At 72.3% G+C, this 17,969-nt stretch carries 18 protein-coding genes and 1 pseudogene; 6 read left to right on the top strand and 13 right to left on the bottom strand.

Translation table 11 applies throughout. The features are described 5' to 3' along the window. Positions 1–2: 2 nt before the first annotated feature. The 3 genes from ACIA6T_RS34030 to ACIA6T_RS34040 all read right to left on the bottom strand — a co-directional run bounded on the left by ACIA6T_RS34030 (position 3) and on the right by ACIA6T_RS34040 (position 3,100). Entirely contained in the window at positions 3–1,952 is a 1,950-nt protein-coding gene (locus tag ACIA6T_RS34030) for a protein kinase (RefSeq protein WP_399450403.1), read from the bottom strand. A 75-nt stretch (positions 1,953–2,027) separates the two neighbouring features. After that, positions 2,028–2,498 carry a MarR family winged helix-turn-helix transcriptional regulator gene (locus ACIA6T_RS34035; RefSeq protein ID WP_399450377.1) on the bottom strand — a complete coding sequence of 157 codons (471 nt, stop codon included), beginning with the start codon at positions 2,496–2,498 and terminating at the stop codon, positions 2,028–2,030. Further along, a complete protein-coding gene (locus tag ACIA6T_RS34040) occupies positions 2,495–3,100 on the bottom strand; it encodes a type 1 glutamine amidotransferase family protein (protein ID WP_399450378.1) in 606 nt (201 codons plus the stop codon). Before ACIA6T_RS34040 ends, ACIA6T_RS34035 begins: the two co-directional genes overlap by 4 nt. A 157-nt stretch (positions 3,101–3,257) precedes the next feature. On the opposite strand from ACIA6T_RS34040, the gene ACIA6T_RS34045 reads away from it, so the two are divergent. The 3 genes from ACIA6T_RS34045 (at position 3,258) to ACIA6T_RS34055 (ending at position 6,230) form a co-directional block, all read left to right on the top strand. Continuing rightward, positions 3,258–4,613 carry an aspartate aminotransferase family protein gene (locus ACIA6T_RS34045; RefSeq protein WP_399450379.1) on the top strand — a complete coding sequence of 452 codons (1,356 nt, stop codon included), beginning with the start codon at positions 3,258–3,260 and terminating at the stop codon, positions 4,611–4,613. A gap of 151 nt (positions 4,614–4,764) precedes the next feature. After that, entirely contained in the window at positions 4,765–5,535 is a 771-nt protein-coding gene (locus ACIA6T_RS34050) for a GntR family transcriptional regulator (protein WP_399450380.1), read from the top strand. Between the two features lie 44 nt (positions 5,536–5,579). Further along, positions 5,580–6,230 carry a hypothetical protein gene (locus ACIA6T_RS34055; RefSeq protein WP_385046139.1) on the top strand — a complete coding sequence of 217 codons (651 nt, stop codon included), beginning with the start codon at positions 5,580–5,582 and terminating at the stop codon, positions 6,228–6,230. 234 nt (positions 6,231–6,464) lie between these two features. Here the strand turns inward: ACIA6T_RS34055 and ACIA6T_RS34060 are convergent, their stop codons facing one another. The 4 genes from ACIA6T_RS34060 to ACIA6T_RS34075 form a co-directional block, all read right to left on the bottom strand. Further along, positions 6,465–6,728, bottom strand: coding sequence for a hypothetical protein (locus tag ACIA6T_RS34060; RefSeq protein WP_383610616.1), 264 nt, complete (start codon positions 6,726–6,728; stop codon positions 6,465–6,467). Then, positions 6,725–7,102, bottom strand: a complete 378-nt coding sequence (locus tag ACIA6T_RS34065) for a hypothetical protein (RefSeq protein WP_399450381.1) — start codon at positions 7,100–7,102, stop codon at positions 6,725–6,727. Before ACIA6T_RS34065 ends, ACIA6T_RS34060 begins: the two co-directional genes overlap by 4 nt. A 204-nt stretch (positions 7,103–7,306) precedes the next feature. Next, positions 7,307–7,966: an ATP/GTP-binding protein gene (locus ACIA6T_RS34070; protein ID WP_399450382.1), complete on the bottom strand. Its 660-nt coding sequence runs from the start codon at positions 7,964–7,966 to the stop codon at positions 7,307–7,309. 128 nt (positions 7,967–8,094) lie between these two features. Next, complete coding sequence (locus ACIA6T_RS34075) at positions 8,095–9,378, bottom strand: adenylosuccinate synthase (protein WP_399450383.1); 1,284 nt, start codon at positions 9,376–9,378, stop codon at positions 8,095–8,097. 185 nt (positions 9,379–9,563) lie between these two features. On the opposite strand from ACIA6T_RS34075, the gene ACIA6T_RS34080 reads away from it, so the two are divergent. Continuing rightward, a complete protein-coding gene (locus ACIA6T_RS34080) occupies positions 9,564–10,427 on the top strand; it encodes a diacylglycerol kinase (RefSeq protein ID WP_399450384.1) in 864 nt (287 codons plus the stop codon). Between the two features lie 8 nt (positions 10,428–10,435). On the opposite strand, the pseudogene ACIA6T_RS34085 reads toward ACIA6T_RS34080, so the two are convergent. Both ACIA6T_RS34085 and ACIA6T_RS34090 read right to left on the bottom strand, forming a co-directional pair. After that, positions 10,436–10,645, bottom strand: a pseudogene (locus ACIA6T_RS34085) (Uma2 family endonuclease); the annotation flags it as partial. A 127-nt stretch (positions 10,646–10,772) separates the two neighbouring features. Beyond that, entirely contained in the window at positions 10,773–11,270 is a 498-nt protein-coding gene (locus ACIA6T_RS34090) for a GbsR/MarR family transcriptional regulator (protein ID WP_399450385.1), read from the bottom strand. A gap of 103 nt (positions 11,271–11,373) precedes the next feature. Here ACIA6T_RS34090 and ACIA6T_RS34095 point away from each other — a divergent pair, with 103 nt between their 5' ends. Continuing rightward, the gene (locus ACIA6T_RS34095; RefSeq protein WP_399450386.1) at positions 11,374–12,285 is read left to right on the top strand and encodes an ATP-binding cassette domain-containing protein; all 912 of its coding nucleotides are present in this window, start codon (positions 11,374–11,376) and stop codon (positions 12,283–12,285) included. After that, positions 12,282–13,916 carry an ABC transporter permease gene (locus ACIA6T_RS34100; protein ID WP_399450387.1) on the top strand — a complete coding sequence of 545 codons (1,635 nt, stop codon included), beginning with the start codon at positions 12,282–12,284 and terminating at the stop codon, positions 13,914–13,916. The genes ACIA6T_RS34095 and ACIA6T_RS34100 overlap by 4 nt, the downstream gene beginning before the upstream one ends. 7 nt (positions 13,917–13,923) lie before the next feature. Here ACIA6T_RS34100 and ACIA6T_RS34105 read toward each other — a convergent pair whose 3' ends face one another. From ACIA6T_RS34105 to ACIA6T_RS34120, 4 genes are all read right to left on the bottom strand, one after another. Next, positions 13,924–14,520: a Uma2 family endonuclease gene (locus ACIA6T_RS34105; protein ID WP_344559826.1), complete on the bottom strand. Its 597-nt coding sequence runs from the start codon at positions 14,518–14,520 to the stop codon at positions 13,924–13,926. An 88-nt stretch (positions 14,521–14,608) separates the two neighbouring features. After that, positions 14,609–15,835, bottom strand: a complete 1,227-nt coding sequence (locus ACIA6T_RS34110) for a cytochrome P450 (RefSeq protein WP_399450388.1) — start codon at positions 15,833–15,835, stop codon at positions 14,609–14,611. Between the two features lie 39 nt (positions 15,836–15,874). Continuing rightward, positions 15,875–16,540 (bottom strand): response regulator, encoded by a 666-nt coding sequence (locus ACIA6T_RS34115; protein ID WP_399450389.1) that lies wholly within the window; start codon positions 16,538–16,540, stop codon positions 15,875–15,877. After that, on the bottom strand, positions 16,537–17,895 hold the full coding sequence (locus tag ACIA6T_RS34120) for a sensor histidine kinase (RefSeq protein WP_399450390.1): 1,359 nt from the start codon (positions 17,893–17,895) through the stop codon (positions 16,537–16,539). Before ACIA6T_RS34120 ends, ACIA6T_RS34115 begins: the two co-directional genes overlap by 4 nt. Positions 17,896–17,969 lie beyond the last annotated feature (74 nt).

A 17,969-nucleotide genomic window follows, 5' to 3' on the forward strand; every position in this document is an offset into this window, starting at 1 on the left:
TTTCAATCCCGCGTGTAGGTGAGCTGTTCGCCGTTGCCGGTGGTCACGCGCTGGAGGGAGCCGCCGGGAAGCAGGGTGACCTCGCTGGCGGAGCCCGGGGTGCAGGCGCCGCTCGGCTGCCCGACCGTCACGGAGGACGGGCCGAGCTCCAGCCGGTCGCCGGAGCCGGCGGTGAGCCGGGCCTCGAAGACGCAGTGGTAGGTGCCGTCGCCGGTGGGCCCGTCGGCGACGAGGGACATGACCGTGTCACCGGCCTCGCCCTGCCGGATGGTCAGCCGGCGGGTGTGCTCACCGCTCGCGTTGTCGATGGTGGTGGACCAACTGCCCAGGTAGTCGGCGGGAACGGTGCCGTCCGCGGGGGCGGAGGTGCTGGGCGGCCGGGTGTCGTCGGGGGTGGTGGGGGCGGAACTCCGCGACGTGCCGCTGGGCGACGGGGGCGCGGTGGGGTCGCCACCGGCACGGTTGTCGGCGGCGCCGCCGCTCATCAGCGCGTACACGGTGCCACCGGCGGCGAGTGCGACGACCAGCGCGATCACCACGAGCAGCACGGTGGAACGGTTGTCCCGACGCGGCTCGGACACCGGCCCGTACGGCGGCGGCCCGTAGGGCGGGGTGTGGCCGACGACGGGCCCGTTGTAGGGGTAGCCGTACGCGGGCTGCTGGGGGTGCCCGTACGGGCCCGGGGACGAGGGCTGGGCGGGGGCGCCCTGACCGGCCACGAGGGTGGGCAGATGGTCGGCCCCCGGCTGCCCGGGCGGGGGCAGGGAGGCCGCACCGGCCACGGGCGGCCCGACGGAGTCGTCGGCGGCACGGGCGTGCTCGGCGGGACCTCCTGGCGCGGGTGCGCCGGATCCGGCCGGTCCGGGTGGCGTGGAGGGCCACGCCGCCGGTGCCGAAGCGGCGGCGTGGCCACCCGGATGCCCGGCGGGCGGCGTACCGGGGGTGGCCGCCCCGCCCGGACCGGCCGGCCCTGGCGGTACCGGCGGCCGGACAGCGGGAGGCGTGCCCGCCGGTGCGGGAGGCGCCGGGGTTTCCGGGTCCTCCGCGTCCAGGAGGCGGACCGCGTGGCGGCCGAGTTGGGCCACCAGGGCGCTCGGCAGCCAGGGGTCGCGGGAGCGGCCGCCGGTCACGGTGTCCTCCGCGCCGGTGCGTTCCAGCACCCGGTCGAGGGTGGGCCGGGCCGCCGGGTCCTTCTTCAGGCAGTCGCGTACGAGGTCGGCGATCCCCTCGGGCACGCCGGCCAGGTCGGGTTCCTCCTGGGCGATGCGGAACATCAGCGCGTGCACACCGCTGGCGGCGGTGCCGAACGGGAACGTGCCGGTGGCGGCGTAGGCGAGCACCGAGCCGAGGCAGAACACGTCGCAGGCGGGCGTGACGCGGTCGCCGCGCACCTGCTCGGGTGCCATGAAGCCGGGCGAGCCGACGAGCGCGCCGGTGCGGGTGAGCCCGCCGTCGGTCACCGTCTCCAGCGCCCGCGCGATCCCGAAGTCGATGACGCGCGGACCGTCGATGGTGACGAGCACGTTGGACGGCTTGAGGTCCCGGTGGATGATCCCCGCGGCGTGGATGTCCTTCAGCGCGTGCGCGAGACCGGCGGCGAGGATGCGTACCGAACGCTCGGGCAGCGCCCCGTGGTCGTGCCCGACCACCTGCTGGAGGCTGGGCCCGGCCACGTACCCGGTGGCCACCCACGGCACGGGCGCCTCGGTGTCCGCGTCGAGCACCGGGGCCGTCCAGTCGCCGCCGACCTGCCGCGCGGCGTGCACCTCCTGGCGGAAGCGCGCCCGGAACTCCTCCTGCTGGGCCAGTTCCCGGCGGATCAGCTTGACGGCGACGGTGCGTCCCCGGTCGGAGCGGGCGAGGTAGACCTGTCCCATGCCGCCGGCCCCGAGCCGGGCCAGCAGCCGGTACGCCCCGATTCCCGGTGGATCCCCGGGCCCGAGCTTGTCCATCGCCACGCCGCCTCCCCCCGATGAGCAACATCCCGAGGATAGTGCGGGGCCGGTACCCGGTGAGCTGGGCGATGTCTACGGTTCCGTAACAGGCGGTCCGAGTGTGTCCAGCACCGTGGACAGGCGTTCCAGCGCCTCCACCGCACGGGCGAGTTCCGCCTCCCCGTACGCCGCTCCGTACGCCTCCGCCAGCCGCCGTGCGAAGGCCGCGTGGCCGGGGTCGATGCGGCTGATCGCCGTGTGGCCCCGCTCCGTGGGGGCGAGGAGTTTGGCGCGGCGGTGGGCCGGGTTGGGCCGGTACTCGGCGAGTCCGCGCTCCACCAGCAGGTCGGCGACGCGCTGCACGCTCTGCCGGGTGATGCCCATGGCCCTGGCGATCCCGGAGACCGGCAGCGGCTCGCCGAGGACCGCGCCGAGCACCTGCCACCAGGCGGCGGTGAGCCCGGCGGGCCGGGCCAGCTCCTCGGCGACCGCGAGGAACTGGCCGTTCAGCCGGAAGGTGCCGAGCGCGCCCCTGCTGAGCAGGTCCTGACGTTCCTCGCTCACCGGGCCGTGGCCTTCGTGTACACGGCGTACGCCTCGGGGTCCGAGTCGTGGAACAGCCGGTACCAGGCGTCGGTCACCGTGTCGTCGTGGACGCCGAGCAGCCGGAGGATCTCGCGGGCGAAGGCGACGGGCTCGGTCGGCCCGGCGGTGACGAGGTTGCCGTCGGTGACCGCGTCGGCCTCGACGTACCGGTCGCCGCCCGCGTAGCCGGTCGCGGCGAGGTAGAAGGAGACGGCGCTGGTGTGCGCGCGCTCGTCGAGCAGCCCTTCGCGGGCGAGTCCGGCGGTGGCGCCGCAGATCGCGGCGACGGGCACACCGGCGTCGAGGAAGGCGCGGGCGGTGCGGGCGAAGGGGGCGAGGTCGTCGCCCTCGTCCCAGCGGTCGGCGCCGGGGAGGATCAGCAGCGCGCTGTCCTCGGGCCGCAGTTCGTCGAGCGCGAGGTCGGACAGGACGCGGAGTCCGCCGATGCCGGTGACGGGCTCCCCGGCCGGGGTGACCGTACGCACCTCGTAGCCGGCGCGCGCGAGATGCGCGGTGGCGTGACCGGTCTCCCAGTCGGCGAAGGTGTCGTAGAGGGCGAGGTGCACGGGCCTGCGGGTCATGACCGCTCCCTTGTGGGTACGCCAGCAGATGACAGTATATTGTCATTACGACAGCTTCCTGTCAATCACTCCTGTCGACACCCTGTCGCGGAAAGTCCCCCACCGCAGACAGGCCGCCGATGTCGCGGCCCCACGGCCCCGGCCTACCCTCGGCCACATGACCCCTCAGCCGAACCCCGAGGTCGGGGCCGCCGTCAAGGCCGCCGACCGTGCGCACGTCTTCCACTCCTGGTCCGCGCAGGAGCTCATCGACCCGCTCGCCGTCGCCGGGGCGGAGGGGTCGTACTTCTGGGACTACGACGGCCGGCGCTACCTCGACTTCACCAGCGGCCTCGTCTACACCAACATCGGCTACCAGCACCCGAAGGTCGTCGCCGCGATCCAGGAGCAGGCGGCGCGGATGACGACGTTCGCGCCCGCGTTCGCCGTCGAGGCGCGCTCGGAGGCGGCGCGGCTGATCGCCGAGCGGACCCCGGGCGACCTGGACAGGATCTTCTTCACCAACGGCGGCGCCGACGCCGTGGAGCACGCCCTGCGCATGGCGCGGCTGCACACCGGCCGCCCCAAGGTGCTCTCCGCGTACCGCTCGTACCACGGCGGCACCCAGCAGGCGGTCAACGTCACCGGTGACCCGCGCCGCTGGGCCTCCGACAGCGGCACGGCCGGGGTCGTGCACTTCTGGGCGCCGTTCCTGTACCGCTCCCGCTTCTACGCGGAGACCGAGGAGCAGGAGTGCGCGCGGGCGCTGGAGCACCTGGAGACGACGATCGCCTTCGAGGGGCCGTCGACCGTCGCCGCGGTCGTCCTGGAGACGATCCCGGGGACGGCGGGCATCATGCCGCCGCCCGCCGGCTATCTCGCCGGGGTGCGCGAGATCTGCGACAAGTACGGGATCGTCTTCGTCCTCGACGAGGTCATGGCCGGGTTCGGGCGGACCGGGAAGTGGTTCGCGGCGGACCTGTACGACGTCGTCCCGGACCTGATGACCTTCGCGAAGGGCGTGAACTCCGGGTACGTGCCGCTGGGCGGGGTCGCGATCTCCGGGGCGATCGCGGAGACGTTCGGGAAGCGGCCGTACCCGGGTGGCCTGACGTACTCGGGACACCCGCTGGCCTGCGCCGCCGCCGTCGCGACGATCGACGTGATGGCGGAGGAGGGCGTCGTCGAGAACGCGGCGGCCCTCGGCGCGTCCGTCGTCGGGCCGGGGCTGCGGGAGCTGGCGGAGCGGCACCCGAGCGTGGGCGAGGTGCGCGGGACCGGCATGTTCTGGGCGCTGGAGCTGGTGCGCGACCGGGAGACCCGCGAGCCGCTGGTGCCGTACAACGCGGCCGGTGAGGCGAACGCCCCGATGGCGGCCTTCGCCGCCGCCGCGAAGGAGGCCGGGATCTGGCCCTTCGTGAACATGAACCGCACGCATGTGGTGCCGCCGTGCAACGCGAGCGAGGCGGAGCTGAAGGAGGGTCTCGCGGCGCTGGACGCGGCCCTGTCGGTGGCGGACGGCTACGTGGAGTGACCACTCCGGGAGGCCGGTGCGAGCGGGTGCGAGGGGGTCCCCCCTCGCACCCCTTCGAACACTCCGGGGCCCGTCCGAACGCGTAAGGTGGCGTGCCCGTGGACATCCTGTGTGCACGCCACTCGAACGCGACGAGGGAGACGCCCCGACCATGCCCGGCTTCAGCGGCGGCGCCGTGACCCGCAGCACCCTGCGGCAGCAGATCGCGGACGCGCTCCGTGACGAGGTGCTGGCCGGCCGGCTCCAGCCGGGGCAGGAGTTCACCGTCAAGGAGATCGCCGACCAGTACGGCGTGTCCGCGACCCCCGTCCGGGAGGCGCTGGTCGACCTGTCGGCGCAGGGGCTGCTCGACGCCGACCAGCACCGGGGTTTCCGGGTGCACGAGTACTCCGCCGACGACTTCCGGGGCATGATCGAGGCCCGCACCCTGGTGACCGACGGGATGTTCCACGCGCTGGCCGACGGCCACATGGTCCACCTCCGGCCGGACGAGCCCCGGGTCGCCGCCGCCCTCGCCGGGGTGCGCAGACGCGGCGAGGAGGCGCAGCGCGCGGCCCTCGCCGGCGAGGTCACCGTCCTCATCGGCTACGACCTGCGCTTCTGGCGCGAACTCGGGTCCCTGTTCGGCAACCCGTACCTCACCGACTTCCTGCACCGGCTGCGCGTGCGGACCTGGGTGTGTGTGGTGCAGCGTCTGCGGCGGCTGCCCGATCTGCGCGGACACCTGTGGGCCGCGCACACCGATCTGGTCGACGCGCTGTCGCGCCGTGACATCGATGAGGCCCGCGCGGTCGTCGAGTCGTACGACACGCACGCGCTCTCCCTCGTGGAGGGGCTGACGGGCGGCGGGATGGGTAAGGGACCCGCACAAGGGCCGGTACGGGGGGAGCAGCCCGCGCCGGGCGCCGATACGCTTCCCTGACCACGACGACCATCCCGACGACCGCGCTGTGTGAGGAGCCCTCTTTGGCCTGTGACCTGTGGCTGGTACCGCTCGTCGACGTGTTGTGCCACACGCCCGACAACCCGTTCGCCGAGGAACTCGCGCAGTACAACGCGGTGCTCGCCGAGGCCGGCCTGCCACCGGTGCCGGTGTACCAGTACATGCCGGGGCTGACCGGCGAGGTGGCCCCGGTCGCGGGTTTCGACTACGACGCGCTGCACTTCCTGCGGCGGGCGCACCTGCTCCAGGTGTGCGGGCTGCCGGTCACCCCGGTGGACGAACTGGGCGGTGACTACGAGCAGTTGCTGGAGATGTTCGAGGCGACGGCCCAGCAGTCCCACCTGGTCTGGCACTACGACCACGCGGGCGCGTACGTCCCCGTCGACTTCCCGCACCCCCTCGCCAACGACGAACTCCTCGCGGGCGGCGGCCCCCTGGGCTCCTCCCACGCGCTGCTGCGGGAGCTGGAGCTGGTCGCCCCGTCCATCGGCATCGACCCGGCGAACCCCCCGGCCGCACCCGAACCCCCGCGCGGCCCGACCGAGCTGGAGGAGCCGGCCGTCCCCGCCCCTTACGACCCCAGCCCCTTCGCCCGCGAACGCCACGTCTGGCTGGGCCTGCACGCGGCGGCGACCCGGAGCCTGGCGCAGGGGTCGATGATCGTCTTCAGCTGACGGCAGGGATCGGCCCAGCCGCGGGAGTCCCTTCCGGAGGTCCTCCGCGTTCATGACGGGGCACATCTCCACCTGGGCGTTCAGCTGGGTGAAGAACGGTTCGCCGCGAGGGCCCTACGGACGCCTGCCGGGTCCCCGGCGATCGAGCAGTCAACGCGCAGCCGTCTCGCGGCCAGCTGCATGGGAACCTCATGAGATCGGTTGGTCCTTCCATGAGCTGCGCGCTGCTCACGTTTATCCGAACCACACGATGTTGCAGATGTAGACGCACTCGTGCCCAGGAACGGCGAGGAACTGGAGGAAACCACGTCCACCGAACAGTGGGAAGTTCCTCAACCCCCCGGGCCTGTCCTCCGGCCTGCTGCCCGCCAGCTCGGCGTCACGTCCAAGCGCGGCCAACTCAGTGGCGATCCGCTCCACCTCTGCGATCACACCGACGGGAAGGCCACCGGTCAGGTGCTCCTCGCTCGGGTTGTAGTCCCATTTCCAGTCGCTCACAGCCCGGCCTCTGCCTCGGCATCCACATAGATCTTCCTGATTTCGCCCATGGCGTCGACCGGGTCCTCCACCCCAGCGCTCACGAGCTCTTCCAGATGGCGTAGGCGGGCAGCCCGCGAGGGATAGCGCTGGATCGCCACGAAGACACCCCAGGTACGGACGAACGTACGCAGCGGCGCGAACGACTGGAGCTCCTGGGCGCGCGTAGTAGCACTGACGAGATCGCCCACGAACGTCGGCATCCGGCTCGGCGTCAGGGTCTCGACGGCGGTCCGCAGCGCCCCGGGCGTGAGCGCGGGCATGGGGATGAGCGGCTCGTCGGCCTGTGGTTCCGCGGGCAGGGCGGTCACGGCATGCTCCTGGTCGGTGGACATTCGCTGTGTTGTCGACGGTACCCGCAGGCATCAGGAAGACGAAGGGGTACGAGTGGTCTGCGGCCGTGTGGGCGACACCCCCTGATCGGCGTGCCGCCCACACGCGGAAGATCCGCCTCTACGGCCGGTGAACTCCTCCGCCGCCCACCACAGGCTTGCGACAGTCGGGTCGCTTGTTCTCCGGCACGATGAGGGTGGCGGTGTCTACCGAGCCGGCCCCGTACGCAGCGGCCGTCGGCCGGCCTGGCCCTCCGACACCTTCGGTACGGCCCCGAAGGACCCGGCGAGGTAGGACGACATCAGGTCCTCCTCCGCCGTCGGATCCCAGTCGGCGACCGAGGTCAGGCTCGTGGCTCCGCGGTCGTCCTTCTCGGTGAGCCAGATCTGGCCCGGATGCAGCAGCCGACCCCCGCCCGGGGTCCGCAGAAGAGAAAGATCGTGGGCGGTGAAGACGAGCTGTGCGCCCTTGGGGTAGGCGTACAGCCACTCGGCCTCCACCCTGCGCTGCCCGAGCTCGAATCCGTACGTCCAGCGCACCCCGTCCGCGAGGACGAAGTCCGCCTCGTACAGGGACGTCTCGTCGGCGGCCTTGGGGTCGAGGGCGAACTCGTCGCGGGGGATGCCGTCGTACGAGGTCCAGTCGGCGTACGAGCGCAGTACGCAGCGGCGCATGTTCCGCAGCGCGGCGATCAGGTTCGACTTGCCGGAGGCGTTGGCGCCGAAGACGCCGGGGACGGTGTGGACGGGGAGCCGCCGGCCGTCGGAGAGTTCCGTCTCGCGCGCGGTGGCCCGCTCGTTCTCGTCGTCCTCGGGCGCGACGAACGACAGTTCCTGCTCGTCGCGCAGGGACCGGACGTTGGCCACCGGAATCTCAGCAGCATCCCGCTTCCCTCACGACGGACACAGGGGGTGCCTCCCCCGAGCGGGACGGCCGGTCCGGGGTCACCGCACCGGCCATCCCATCGGATCTCCGGGCCCTCCGGAAGGAGAACTCAGAGGAACGAGTTGATCTCGATCGTCTCGGTACGGCCCGGGCCCACGCCGATCGCGGAGATCGGGGCGCCGGACATCTCCTCCAGGGCCTTGACGTAGGACTGGGCGTTCTTCGGGAGGTCGGAGAAGGACTTCGCCTTGCTGATGTCCTCGGACCAGCCCGGCAGCATCTCGTAGACCGGCTTCGCGTGGTGGAAGTCCGTCTGCGAGTAAGGCAGTTCCTCGACGCGCTTGCCGTCGATCTCGTACGCCACGCAGACCGGGATCCGCTCCCAGCCGGTGAGGACGTCGAGCTTGGTGAGGAAGAAGTCGGTGAGGCCGTTGACGCGGGTGGCGTAGCGGGCGATCACCGCGTCGAACCAGCCGCAGCGGCGGTCGCGGCCGGTGGTGACACCGCGCTCGCCGCCGATGCGGCGCAGCGCCTCGCCGTCCTCGTCGAACAGCTCCGTCGGGAACGGTCCCGCGCCGACGCGGGTCGTGTACGCCTTGAGGATGCCGATGACCCGGCTGATCTTCGTCGGGCCCACGCCGGCGCCCGTGCAGGCGCCGCCCGCGGTCGGGTTCGACGAGGTGACGAAGGGGTACGTGCCGTGGTCGATGTCGAGCAGCGTGCCCTGGCCGCCCTCGAAGAGGACCACCTTGTCCTGTTCCAGCGCCTGGTTCAGCACCAGCACCGTGTCGGCGACGTACGGGGCGAGCTTGTCCGCGTAGCCCAGCAGCTCCTCGACCACCTGGTCGACGGCGATCGCGCGCCGGTTGTAGAACTTGGTGAGCATCTGGTTCTTGACGTCGAGGGCCGCCTCGACCTTCTGGGTGAGGATCGACTCGTCGTACAGGTCCTGGACGCGGATACCGACACGGTTGATCTTGTCGGCGTAGGTCGGGCCGATGCCCCGGCCCGTGGTGCCGATCTTGCGCTTGCCGAGGAAGCGCTCGGTCACCTTGTCCACCGTCACGTTGTACGGCGTGATGATGTGAGCGTTTCCGCTGATCAGGAGCTTCGACGTGTCGACGCCTCGCTCGTTCAGCCCGCTCAGCTCGGAGAACAGGACCGACGGGTCGACGACGACGCCGTTGCCGATGACCGGCGTGCAGCCGGGGGAGAGAATCCCGGAAGGGAGCAGGTGGAGGGCGTACTTCTGATCACCCACGACTACCGTGTGGCCGGCGTTGTTGCCGCCCTGGTAGCGCACCACATAGTCGACGGAACCACCGAGCAGGTCCGTCGCCTTTCCCTTGCCTTCGTCACCCCACTGAGCACCGAGCAGCACAAGTGCGGGCACGCGCGTACACCCCTTCCGGGCGGGGCATGTCCATGGTCGAGGGCGTACGCGGTGGGTTTCCGCCACGTACACCGCGGCCGTCGTTGGCCGCCAACCGTCGGACCGGATGCCCCGGAATAGACGAAGCCCCTGGCGCAATAGCGCAAGGGGCTCTTGCACAAAGATGCTACCCGAGGAAGCGAGGCATGGCCGAGGTGGCGACTTCCAGGACCTTTTCCGCGACGTCCGATCAGCTCCTGGTGGTCATCGATCCGGTCGCCCGACGGGCGGACGGCGAGTCCGTCCGGATCGCGAAGGACGTGATCGGCGCGGGTGCGGCGGGCACGAAGGTGTGTCTGCCGGACGGTCCGGAGGAGTTCGCGCGGGCACTGGCGCGGCGCGGGTCGCGGCGGCCGGTGGTGGTGGGCGACGACCGGGCCCTGGTGCGGGCGGTGGCGCTGCTGCACCGGCAGCGGGAGCTGGCCGACTGCGCGCTGTCGCTGGTGCCGGTGGGGGGCGCGGTCTCCCTCGCCCGGTCGCTGGGGGTGCCGGCGGGTGCGGTGGCGGCGGCGCGGGCGGTGCTGGACGGGGCGGAGCGGCGGATGGACCTGCTGGTGGACGACAGCGACGGGGTGGTGCTCGGCGCGCTGCGGATCCCGCCGCTCGGGGGCGTCACACGGGCGCGGGAGGAGGCCGAGGGGGCGGGGCGTCCCTGGATGCGGACCTGCCGGTCCCTCATACACACCCTGGCGCCCGCCCGGCCGTCCAGGGCCGCCCCGGCCCCCGGGGCGGGGCCGACGCGGCTGCGGGTGGAGGTCGACGGGGAGACGCTCGTCGACCTGGGGCAGCCGGTGGAGGGTGTCTCGGTCGCGCCCGGCGCCTCCGGGACGGCCCGGGTGGAGGTCCGTACGGCGTCGGAGGCGGCCCCGCTGGTCGCGGAGGCCCGCACGGTGACCGTGTCGGGCGCGCACTTCCGCTACCGGGCGGACGGAGCGGTGTCGGGGCCGGTGCGGACGCGGACGTGGGAGGTGCGGGAGGAGGCCTGGGGGCTGACGGTGCCGGTGCGGTAGCGCCCGTCTCAGGGAGCCTTGAAGCCGGTCGTGTCCAGCACGCAGTCGAACGGCTGGGGGATCGACACCTTCTCGCCGAACGGCTTGGTCTCGCGGGACTCGTACCCCTTGGCCGAGGGCATCGAGAAGACCGTGGCCTGTTCCTCCTGCATGTCGAGGAGCAGGTAGACGGGGACGCCCGCCTTTCCGTACGTCAGGACCTTGTCGGTCAGGTCGTCGAGAAGCTCCAACAGCTCCTCGAAGTTGTCGGGCCCGGTGCCGCTTGTCATCGGTCGCTCTGCCATGACTGTCATGATGCGCCCTCCCCTTGAGACGGACCAGCCACCACTCGGCGTAGCGGATCGGCTACCCTGCCCCGAACCGCTCCTCCCGATACGTCCGCCAGCGCCCCATCATCGCCTCGACCTCCTTCTCCACGAACTCGAAGAAGGCCAGCGTCTCCGCCAGCCGGCGGCCCGCCGGGGTGTCCGCGCCCAGGCCGGTGACACCCTCGCGGAGGGCGTCCTCCCAGCGCTTGAGGACGGCCTCGCGGTTGGTCAGGGCCTCGTACCACTGGTCGCCGTGGACCCGGTACCGCTCACGGCGCGAGCCGGGCTCGCGCTCGCGGGAGACCATGTGGACCTGGGACAGGTAGCGCACCGCGCCGGAGACCGCGGCCGGTGAGACCTTGAGCTGTTCGCCCAGCTCTGCGGAGGTCATGACCCCGGCGTCGGAGGCGAGCAGGGCACCGAAGACGCGGGCGGGCATGCGCTGCATGCCCGCCTCCACCAGCTGCGCCGCGAAGTGCTCCACGAACCGTGAGACCGCCTCCGGGTCCCGGGCCGCCCCGCTCGGTTCCGCCATGATCCGCTCATCTCCCCTGCTCAGGTGCCACGGATCAGTCTAGCCATTATTCATACGCTTCCTTAACTTCATAAATTTCTGAAAGAAGCGTACGTTCCGAAGCATGACGAAGGCCATCACCGTGTCCGGGCTGCACAAGTCGTTCGGCCGGACCCACGCACTGGACGGTCTCGACCTGAGCGTCGGGACCGGCGAGGTCCACGGCTTCCTCGGCCCCAACGGCTCCGGGAAGTCCACCACCCTCCGCGTCCTGCTCGGCCTGCTGCGCGCCGACTCGGGCACCGCCCGGGTACTCGGCCGGGATCCGTGGACGGACGCCGTGGAGATCCACCGCCGTATCGCCTACGTCCCCGGCGACGTGACGCTGTGGCGCAACCTCTCCGGGGGCGAGGTCATCGACCTGTACGGGAGGCTGCGCGGGGGCCTGGACCCGCACCGCCGCGCCGAACTGGTCGAGCGGTTCGAGCTGGACCCGACGAAGAAGGGCCGCACGTACTCCAAGGGCAACCGGCAGAAGGTCGCCCTGGTCGCCGCGTTCGCCTCCGACGTCGACCTGCTGATCCTCGACGAGCCGACGTCCGGCCTGGACCCGCTGATGGAGGAGGTCTTCCAGCGCTGTGTGGCCGAGGAGCGGGAGCGCGGGCGCACCGTGCTGTTGTCCTCGCACATCCTCAGCGAGGTGGAGGAGCTGTGCGACAGGGTCAGCATCATCCGCAAGGGGCGGACCGTGGAGAGCGGTTCGCTCGCCGAGCTGCGGCACCTGACCCGGACGAGCGTGAGCGCCGAACTCGCCGGGCCACCGAACGGGCTCGCCGGACTGCCCGGGGTGCACGACCTCGACGTGCGGGGGCACCGGGTGCGGCTCCAGGTGGACACCGACAGGCTGGACGCGGTGCTGCGCTCGCTGAGCGAGTCGGGCGTGCGGTCGCTGACGTCCACCCCGCCGACGCTGGAGGAGCTGTTCCTGCGGCACTACCAGGACGAGGCCGCCGGGAGCGGGGCGAGTGCCCGATGAGCGCCGCCGTCTTCGCCGTACGGCCCACGAGCTCGCGCCGACTCGCCGGCACCGGCATCCTGCTGCGCTTCGCGCTGCGCCGGGACCGGGTGATGATCCCGGTCTGGGTCGCGGTGAACGCGCTGATGGTGCTGTCCATGCCGAGCACGCTCAAGGGCCTGTACGGCACTCCCGCCGAACGCGCCGACCTGGTCGGCCAGATGGCCACCAACTCCTCGCTGCGGGCCATGGTCGGCCCGGTCTTCGGCGACTCCCTAGGCGCGCTGACCGCCTGGCGGGCCGGGGTGTACGCGGGGGCGCTGGCCGCCGTGGCCGGTCTGCTGGTCGTCGTACGGCACACCAGGGACGAGGAGGAGAGCGGGCGTCAGGAGCTGGTGGCGTCCGGAATGGTCGGGCGCAGGGCTCCGCTGACGGCGGCACTGCTCGCGGCGGCCGTCGCGAACGGGGTGCTGGCGCTGCTGGTGACGGCGGGACTGGCCGGGCAGGGTGCGGCGGGCGCGCTCGCGTTCGGGCTCGGGATCGCGGGCGTGGGCATGGTCTTCGCGACGATGGCGGCGATCGTGGCGCAGCTGACGGAGAGCGCGCGGCTCGCGCGGGGGCTGACGGCGGCGGTGCTCGGGGCGGCGTTCGTGCTGCGCGCGGCGGGCGACTCGGCGACCGATGGGGGCACCTCCCAGGCTTTCGGCTCTGGGGGAGGTTCGTCCCCGCTGACCTGGGCGTCACCGCTCGGCTGGCTGACGAACCTGCGGGCCTTCGCCGGTGAACGGTGGTGGGTGCTGGGGCTGTTCGCGGGGGCGGTGCTGGCCCAGGGGGCGGTGGCGTACGCGCTCGCCGGCCGCCGGGACCTCGGCATGAGCTTCCTGCCGAGCCGGCCGGGACCGGCCGCGGGGCGGCTGGGGAGTGCGGGGGCGCTGGCCCGGCGGTTGCAGCGGGGCGGTGTGCTCGGCTGGAGCGTCGGGTTCCTGCTCGCGGGGCTGGTGTACGGCGGGATGGCCGAGGGGGCGGCCGATCTGGTCGGCGACAACGAGGGCGCCCGGGAGATCTTCCGGCGGATGGGCGGTCAGTCGGAACTGACGGACGCGTTCCTCGCGGCGATGGCCGGGATGCTGGGGCTGGTGGCCGCGCTGTTCATCGTGGCGTCGGTGCTGCGGCTGCACGGCGAGGAGACCTCGGGGCGGGCCGAACCGGTCCTCGCGGGGGCCGTCGGACGGCTGCGGTGGGCGGCCGGGCATCTGCTGGTGGCGTTCGGCGGGGCGGTGCTGCTGATGCTGCTCGCGGGGGCCGGTCTCGCCCTCGGCCACGGTGGGCGGGCGGGCCCGCTCCTGGGCGCGTGCCTGGTGCAGGTTCCGGCGGTGTGGGTGATCGGCGGGGTCGCGGTCCTGCTGTACGGGCTGGCGCCCGGGGCGGCGCCGGCGGCGTGGGGCGTGGCCGGTGCGGTGCTGCTGATCGGCTGGGTCGGTCCGGTGCTGGACGTGCCGCGGGCGGTGCTGGACCTGTCGCCCTTCGGTCATCTGCCGAAGCTGCCGGGCGGGGGGATGGAGTGGCCCCCGGTGCTGATCCTCACGGCTCTCGCGGCGGCCCTGGTGGCGGCGGGGCTGGCCGGGCTGCGGCGCCGGGACATGACGACATGACGTCGCGTCAATCCACGTACTGTTTGAGCTCCTCGGTGTCGAGTTCGATGCCGAGCGGTTCCGGCAGGGAAAGCTTCTGGCCGAAGGACTTCCGCACCGTGCTGCTGTATCCCTCGCCCGGAACGGGAACGCTGAAGAGCGTGACGGAGCAGTCGTCGCGGTCGATCAGCAGGTAGTACGGAATCCCGGCGTCGGCGTACCCGGCGGGCTTCTCCTCACGGTCCCGACGGTGGGTGTCCGAGTCGTAGGACGTGACCTCGACCGTCATGATCACGCCTTGCGTTTCGGCCCAGTCCCCCTTCCCGGCGAACGTCCCGCGAGGAGCGAGCACCGCGTCCGGGAGTGCCCGGCCCTTGCGGTACTTCTCGATCCTCAGTCCCAGCTCCCCGCCTCCGTAGAGCCACAGGCCGCTACCTGTCAGAAGGAAGCACTCCTGCAGCCACCGGATGACCTCGCTGTGGTTGCCGTCCGTCATGCCCTTGATCCCGACCCGTCCGTTGATGAACTCCAACCTGACGGCGTCGAACCTCTTGGCCACGTGGGCAGCGAGCTCCTCGAACTCCTCCACGGACATCTGAGCCATGTGCTGCGTCATGACCGTCATGGTGCCCTCCTTCGCAGGCGCTCACCAGCCTGCCGGGCCGTGGACGGGCGCCAGGGCGAATCGGCACCATGATCAGCCGAACGGGTGATCACCGGCCGACTTCCACGGCCAGCCCCTCCAGCCCCCTGATCACGAAGTTCGGCTTCCGCCGCGGCTCCGCCGCGAGCCGCAGCGTCGGCGCCTTCTCCAGCAGCGCCGTCATCGACGCCGCCAGCTCGATACGGGCCAGTGGTGCGCCGATGCAGTAGTGGATGCCGGCGCTGAAGGAGATGTGCGGGTTGTCGCGGCGGGTGAGGTCCAGGCGGGACGGGTCGGTGAAGACCGCCGGGTCGTGGTTGGCGGAGCCGAAGAGCATCGCGATCTCCGCGCCCCTCGGGATCACCCGGCCGTCGATCTCGATCTCGTCGAGGACCCAGCGTTCGAAGAGCTGGAGCGGGGTGTCGTAGCGCATCAGCTCCTCGACCGCCGTGGGGACCAGGGAGTGGTCCGCGCGCAGGGCGGCGAGCTGGTCCGGGTGGCGGAACAGGGCCCACCAGCCGTTGACCGTGGAGTTCACGGTGGCCTCGTGGCCCGCGTTCAGCAGCAGGACGCAGGTGGAGATCATCTCCTGCTCGGTGAGCCGGTCGTCGTCCTCGTCGTGGGCGGCGATCAGGCCCGAGACCAGGTCGTCGCCCGGGTTCCTGCGGCGCTCGGCGATCAGCTCGCGGAGGTAGTCGGAGAACTCGACCGACACCCGGACGGCCCTGGTCGCCGTCTCCTCCGGCGGGTTCAGCTCGTACATGCCGCAGATCTCCGCCGACCAGGGGCGCAGCGGGGCCCGGTCGGACTCCGGGATGCCGAGCATCTCGGCGATCACCGCGACCGGCAGCGGCTCGGCGACGTCCTTGAGCAGGTCGCCGCCGCCCGCCTCGACCAGCGCGGACACCAGGTCGTCCGCGAGATCACGGACGTACGGCTTGAGGCGCTCCACCGTGCGCGGGGTGAACGCCTTCGACACCAGGCGGCGGATGCGGGTGTGGTCCGGCGGTTCGAGGTCGAGCATGCCGTGGTCGTTGAGGGTGTGGAACGGCTCGTGCTCCGGCGGCGGGGCGGTGCGGCCGAACTCCTCGTGGGTGAAGCGGTGCTGGTACGTCCGTCCCAGGCGCCGGTCGCGCAGCAGCGCCGAGACGTCCGCGTGGTGCGCGACCAGCCACTGGCCCGTCGGCTCGAAGTACCGCACCCGGCCCTGCTGCCGCAGCTCGGCGTAGGCGGGGTACGGGTCGGCGACGAACGCGGGATCCCACGGGTCGAACGCGAGGTCGGGAAGGGCTGCCATGAACGGACGTTAGCCCGGCACCCCGCCCCCTGGCCAGGGTCAGCCGGGGGTGACCAGCCGTGCCTCGTAGGCGAACACCGCCGCCTGGGTGCGGTCGCGCAGGCCCAGTTTCACCAGGATGCGGCTGACGTGCGTCTTGATCGTGGACTCGGCGACCACCAGCCGCCCGGCGATCTCCGCGTTCGACAGGCCCTGCGCGATCAGCACCAGCACCTCCGTCTCCCGCTCGGTGAGGTCGCCGTACGCCGCCTGCGCGGACGGCATCGGACGCGGGCCCTCGGACAGCTTGGAGAACTCGGTGATCAGGCGCCGGGTGACCGTCGGGGCGAGCAGCGCCTCCCCTGCCGCGACGATCCGTACGCCGTCGGCGAGCTGTCGGGCGGAGGCGTCCTTGAGGAGGAAGCCGGAGGCGCCCGCGCGCAGCGCCTGGTAGACGTACTCGTCGAGGTCGAAGGTGGTGAGCACCAGCACCTTCGCCGTGCCGTCGGCGGCGACGATCTCCCGCGTCGCCTCGATGCCGTTCAGCTCGGGCATGCGGATGTCCATGAGGACGACGTCCGGGGTGAGCTCGCGGACCCGCTCCACCGCCTCCCGGCCGTTGACGGCCTCGCCGACGACCTCGATGTCGGGCATCGCGCCCAGCAGGACCGAGAAGCCCTCGCGCACCATCATCTGGTCGTCCACGATCAGGACACGGATCGTCATGCGTCACCTTCGTTCACCGTGGCGACCGGCAGGAACACGGCGACCTCGTAGCCGCCGTCGTCCGTCGGGCCGGCCGTCATCTCGCCGTTCAGCATGGTGACCCGCTCCCGCATGCCGGTGATGCCGTGGCCGGCTCCGGGCGAGGGCTTGATCAGGTTCGGCTCCGGGGCCGGGTCGTTCACGACCCGCACGCCGAGGCCGCCGAGGACGTACCCGATCTCCACGCGGGCGCCCGCGCCGGGCGCGTGCCGCAGGCTGTTGCTCAGCGCCTCCTGCACGATCCGGTACGCCGACAGCTCCACCCCCTGCGGCAGCTCCCGCACCGCGCCGGTCACCACCTTCTCCACCCGCGACCCCGCGTCGCGCACGTTGACCAGCAGCGCGTCCAGGTCGGCGAGGGTGGGCTGCGGGGCGTCCGGGGCCTCGTAGTCCTCGGCGCGGACCACGCCCAGGATGCGGCGCAGCTCGGTGAGGGCGGCCACCGCGTTCTCCCGGATGGTGACGAAGGCGCGCTCCAGCTCCGGCGGCGGGTTCTCCACCCGGTAGGGCGCGGCCTCGGCCTGGATGGCGACCACCGACATGTGGTGGGCGACCACGTCGTGCAGCTCGCGGGCGATGGTGGTGCGCTCCTCCAGCAGGGTGCGCCGGGAGCGTTCGTGCGCGGTGACGGTCTGCTGGGCGGTCACCTCCTGCTGGGCGGTGCGGCGGACGTGCCAGAGACAGACCACGAGCAGGGCGAACGCGGACGTCACCATCATGGGCCCGCTGTTCGTGTAGTAGTACGACCCGCCGAAGAAGACGTCCGAGAGGAAGGCGTACGCGGCGGTCAGGACCCACATCCAGGCGGCGGTGCGGGGCCGGGTGCGCAGCGCCACGACGACCAGCACGGTCAGGTGGCAGACGAACGCGCCGGGCATCCACGGCCAGTCCCCTCCGCCACCGTTGATGATCGCGGCCACCGGGGTCGCGGCGAGGGACAGCCAGAACGCGCCGACCGGCCGGACGAGTGTGGCGAGCACCGGGAGTGCGCACAGCACGCCGGTGAGCAGGGCCGGCACGTCCCCGCCGGGCAGGCCGCCCGACAGCGCGCCGGCCATCAGGGCGATCAGCGCCAGCACCCCCACCACCGCGTGCGGGATGTGCTGCGCGGCCGACCGCAGCCGGGCGGGCAGCCGGCGGACGAACGGGCCGTCCGTGCGCCGGGGCGGCAGCGGGCGGTAGGCGAAGGGGTCGCGGAACAGGTCCTGGCGCAGCCCGTGCAGGGCGCTCCGGGCCGCCCGGTACTCCGGGCTGCGGGTCCCCGCCCCGGCCCCGCGCGGGGCGGCCGGGGGCTGTTGGTGCGTCGTCTCGGTCACGCTCACACGGTAGGCCGACCGGGTGAGGGCGGTCGTCCCCGCCGAGACGGGTTCCCGGGCATCCGTCTCAGGTA

The sequence above is a fragment of the Streptomyces sp. NPDC051740 genome, assembly GCF_044453165.1.
Taxonomy (GTDB): domain Bacteria; phylum Actinomycetota; class Actinomycetes; order Streptomycetales; family Streptomycetaceae; genus Streptomyces; species Streptomyces atrovirens.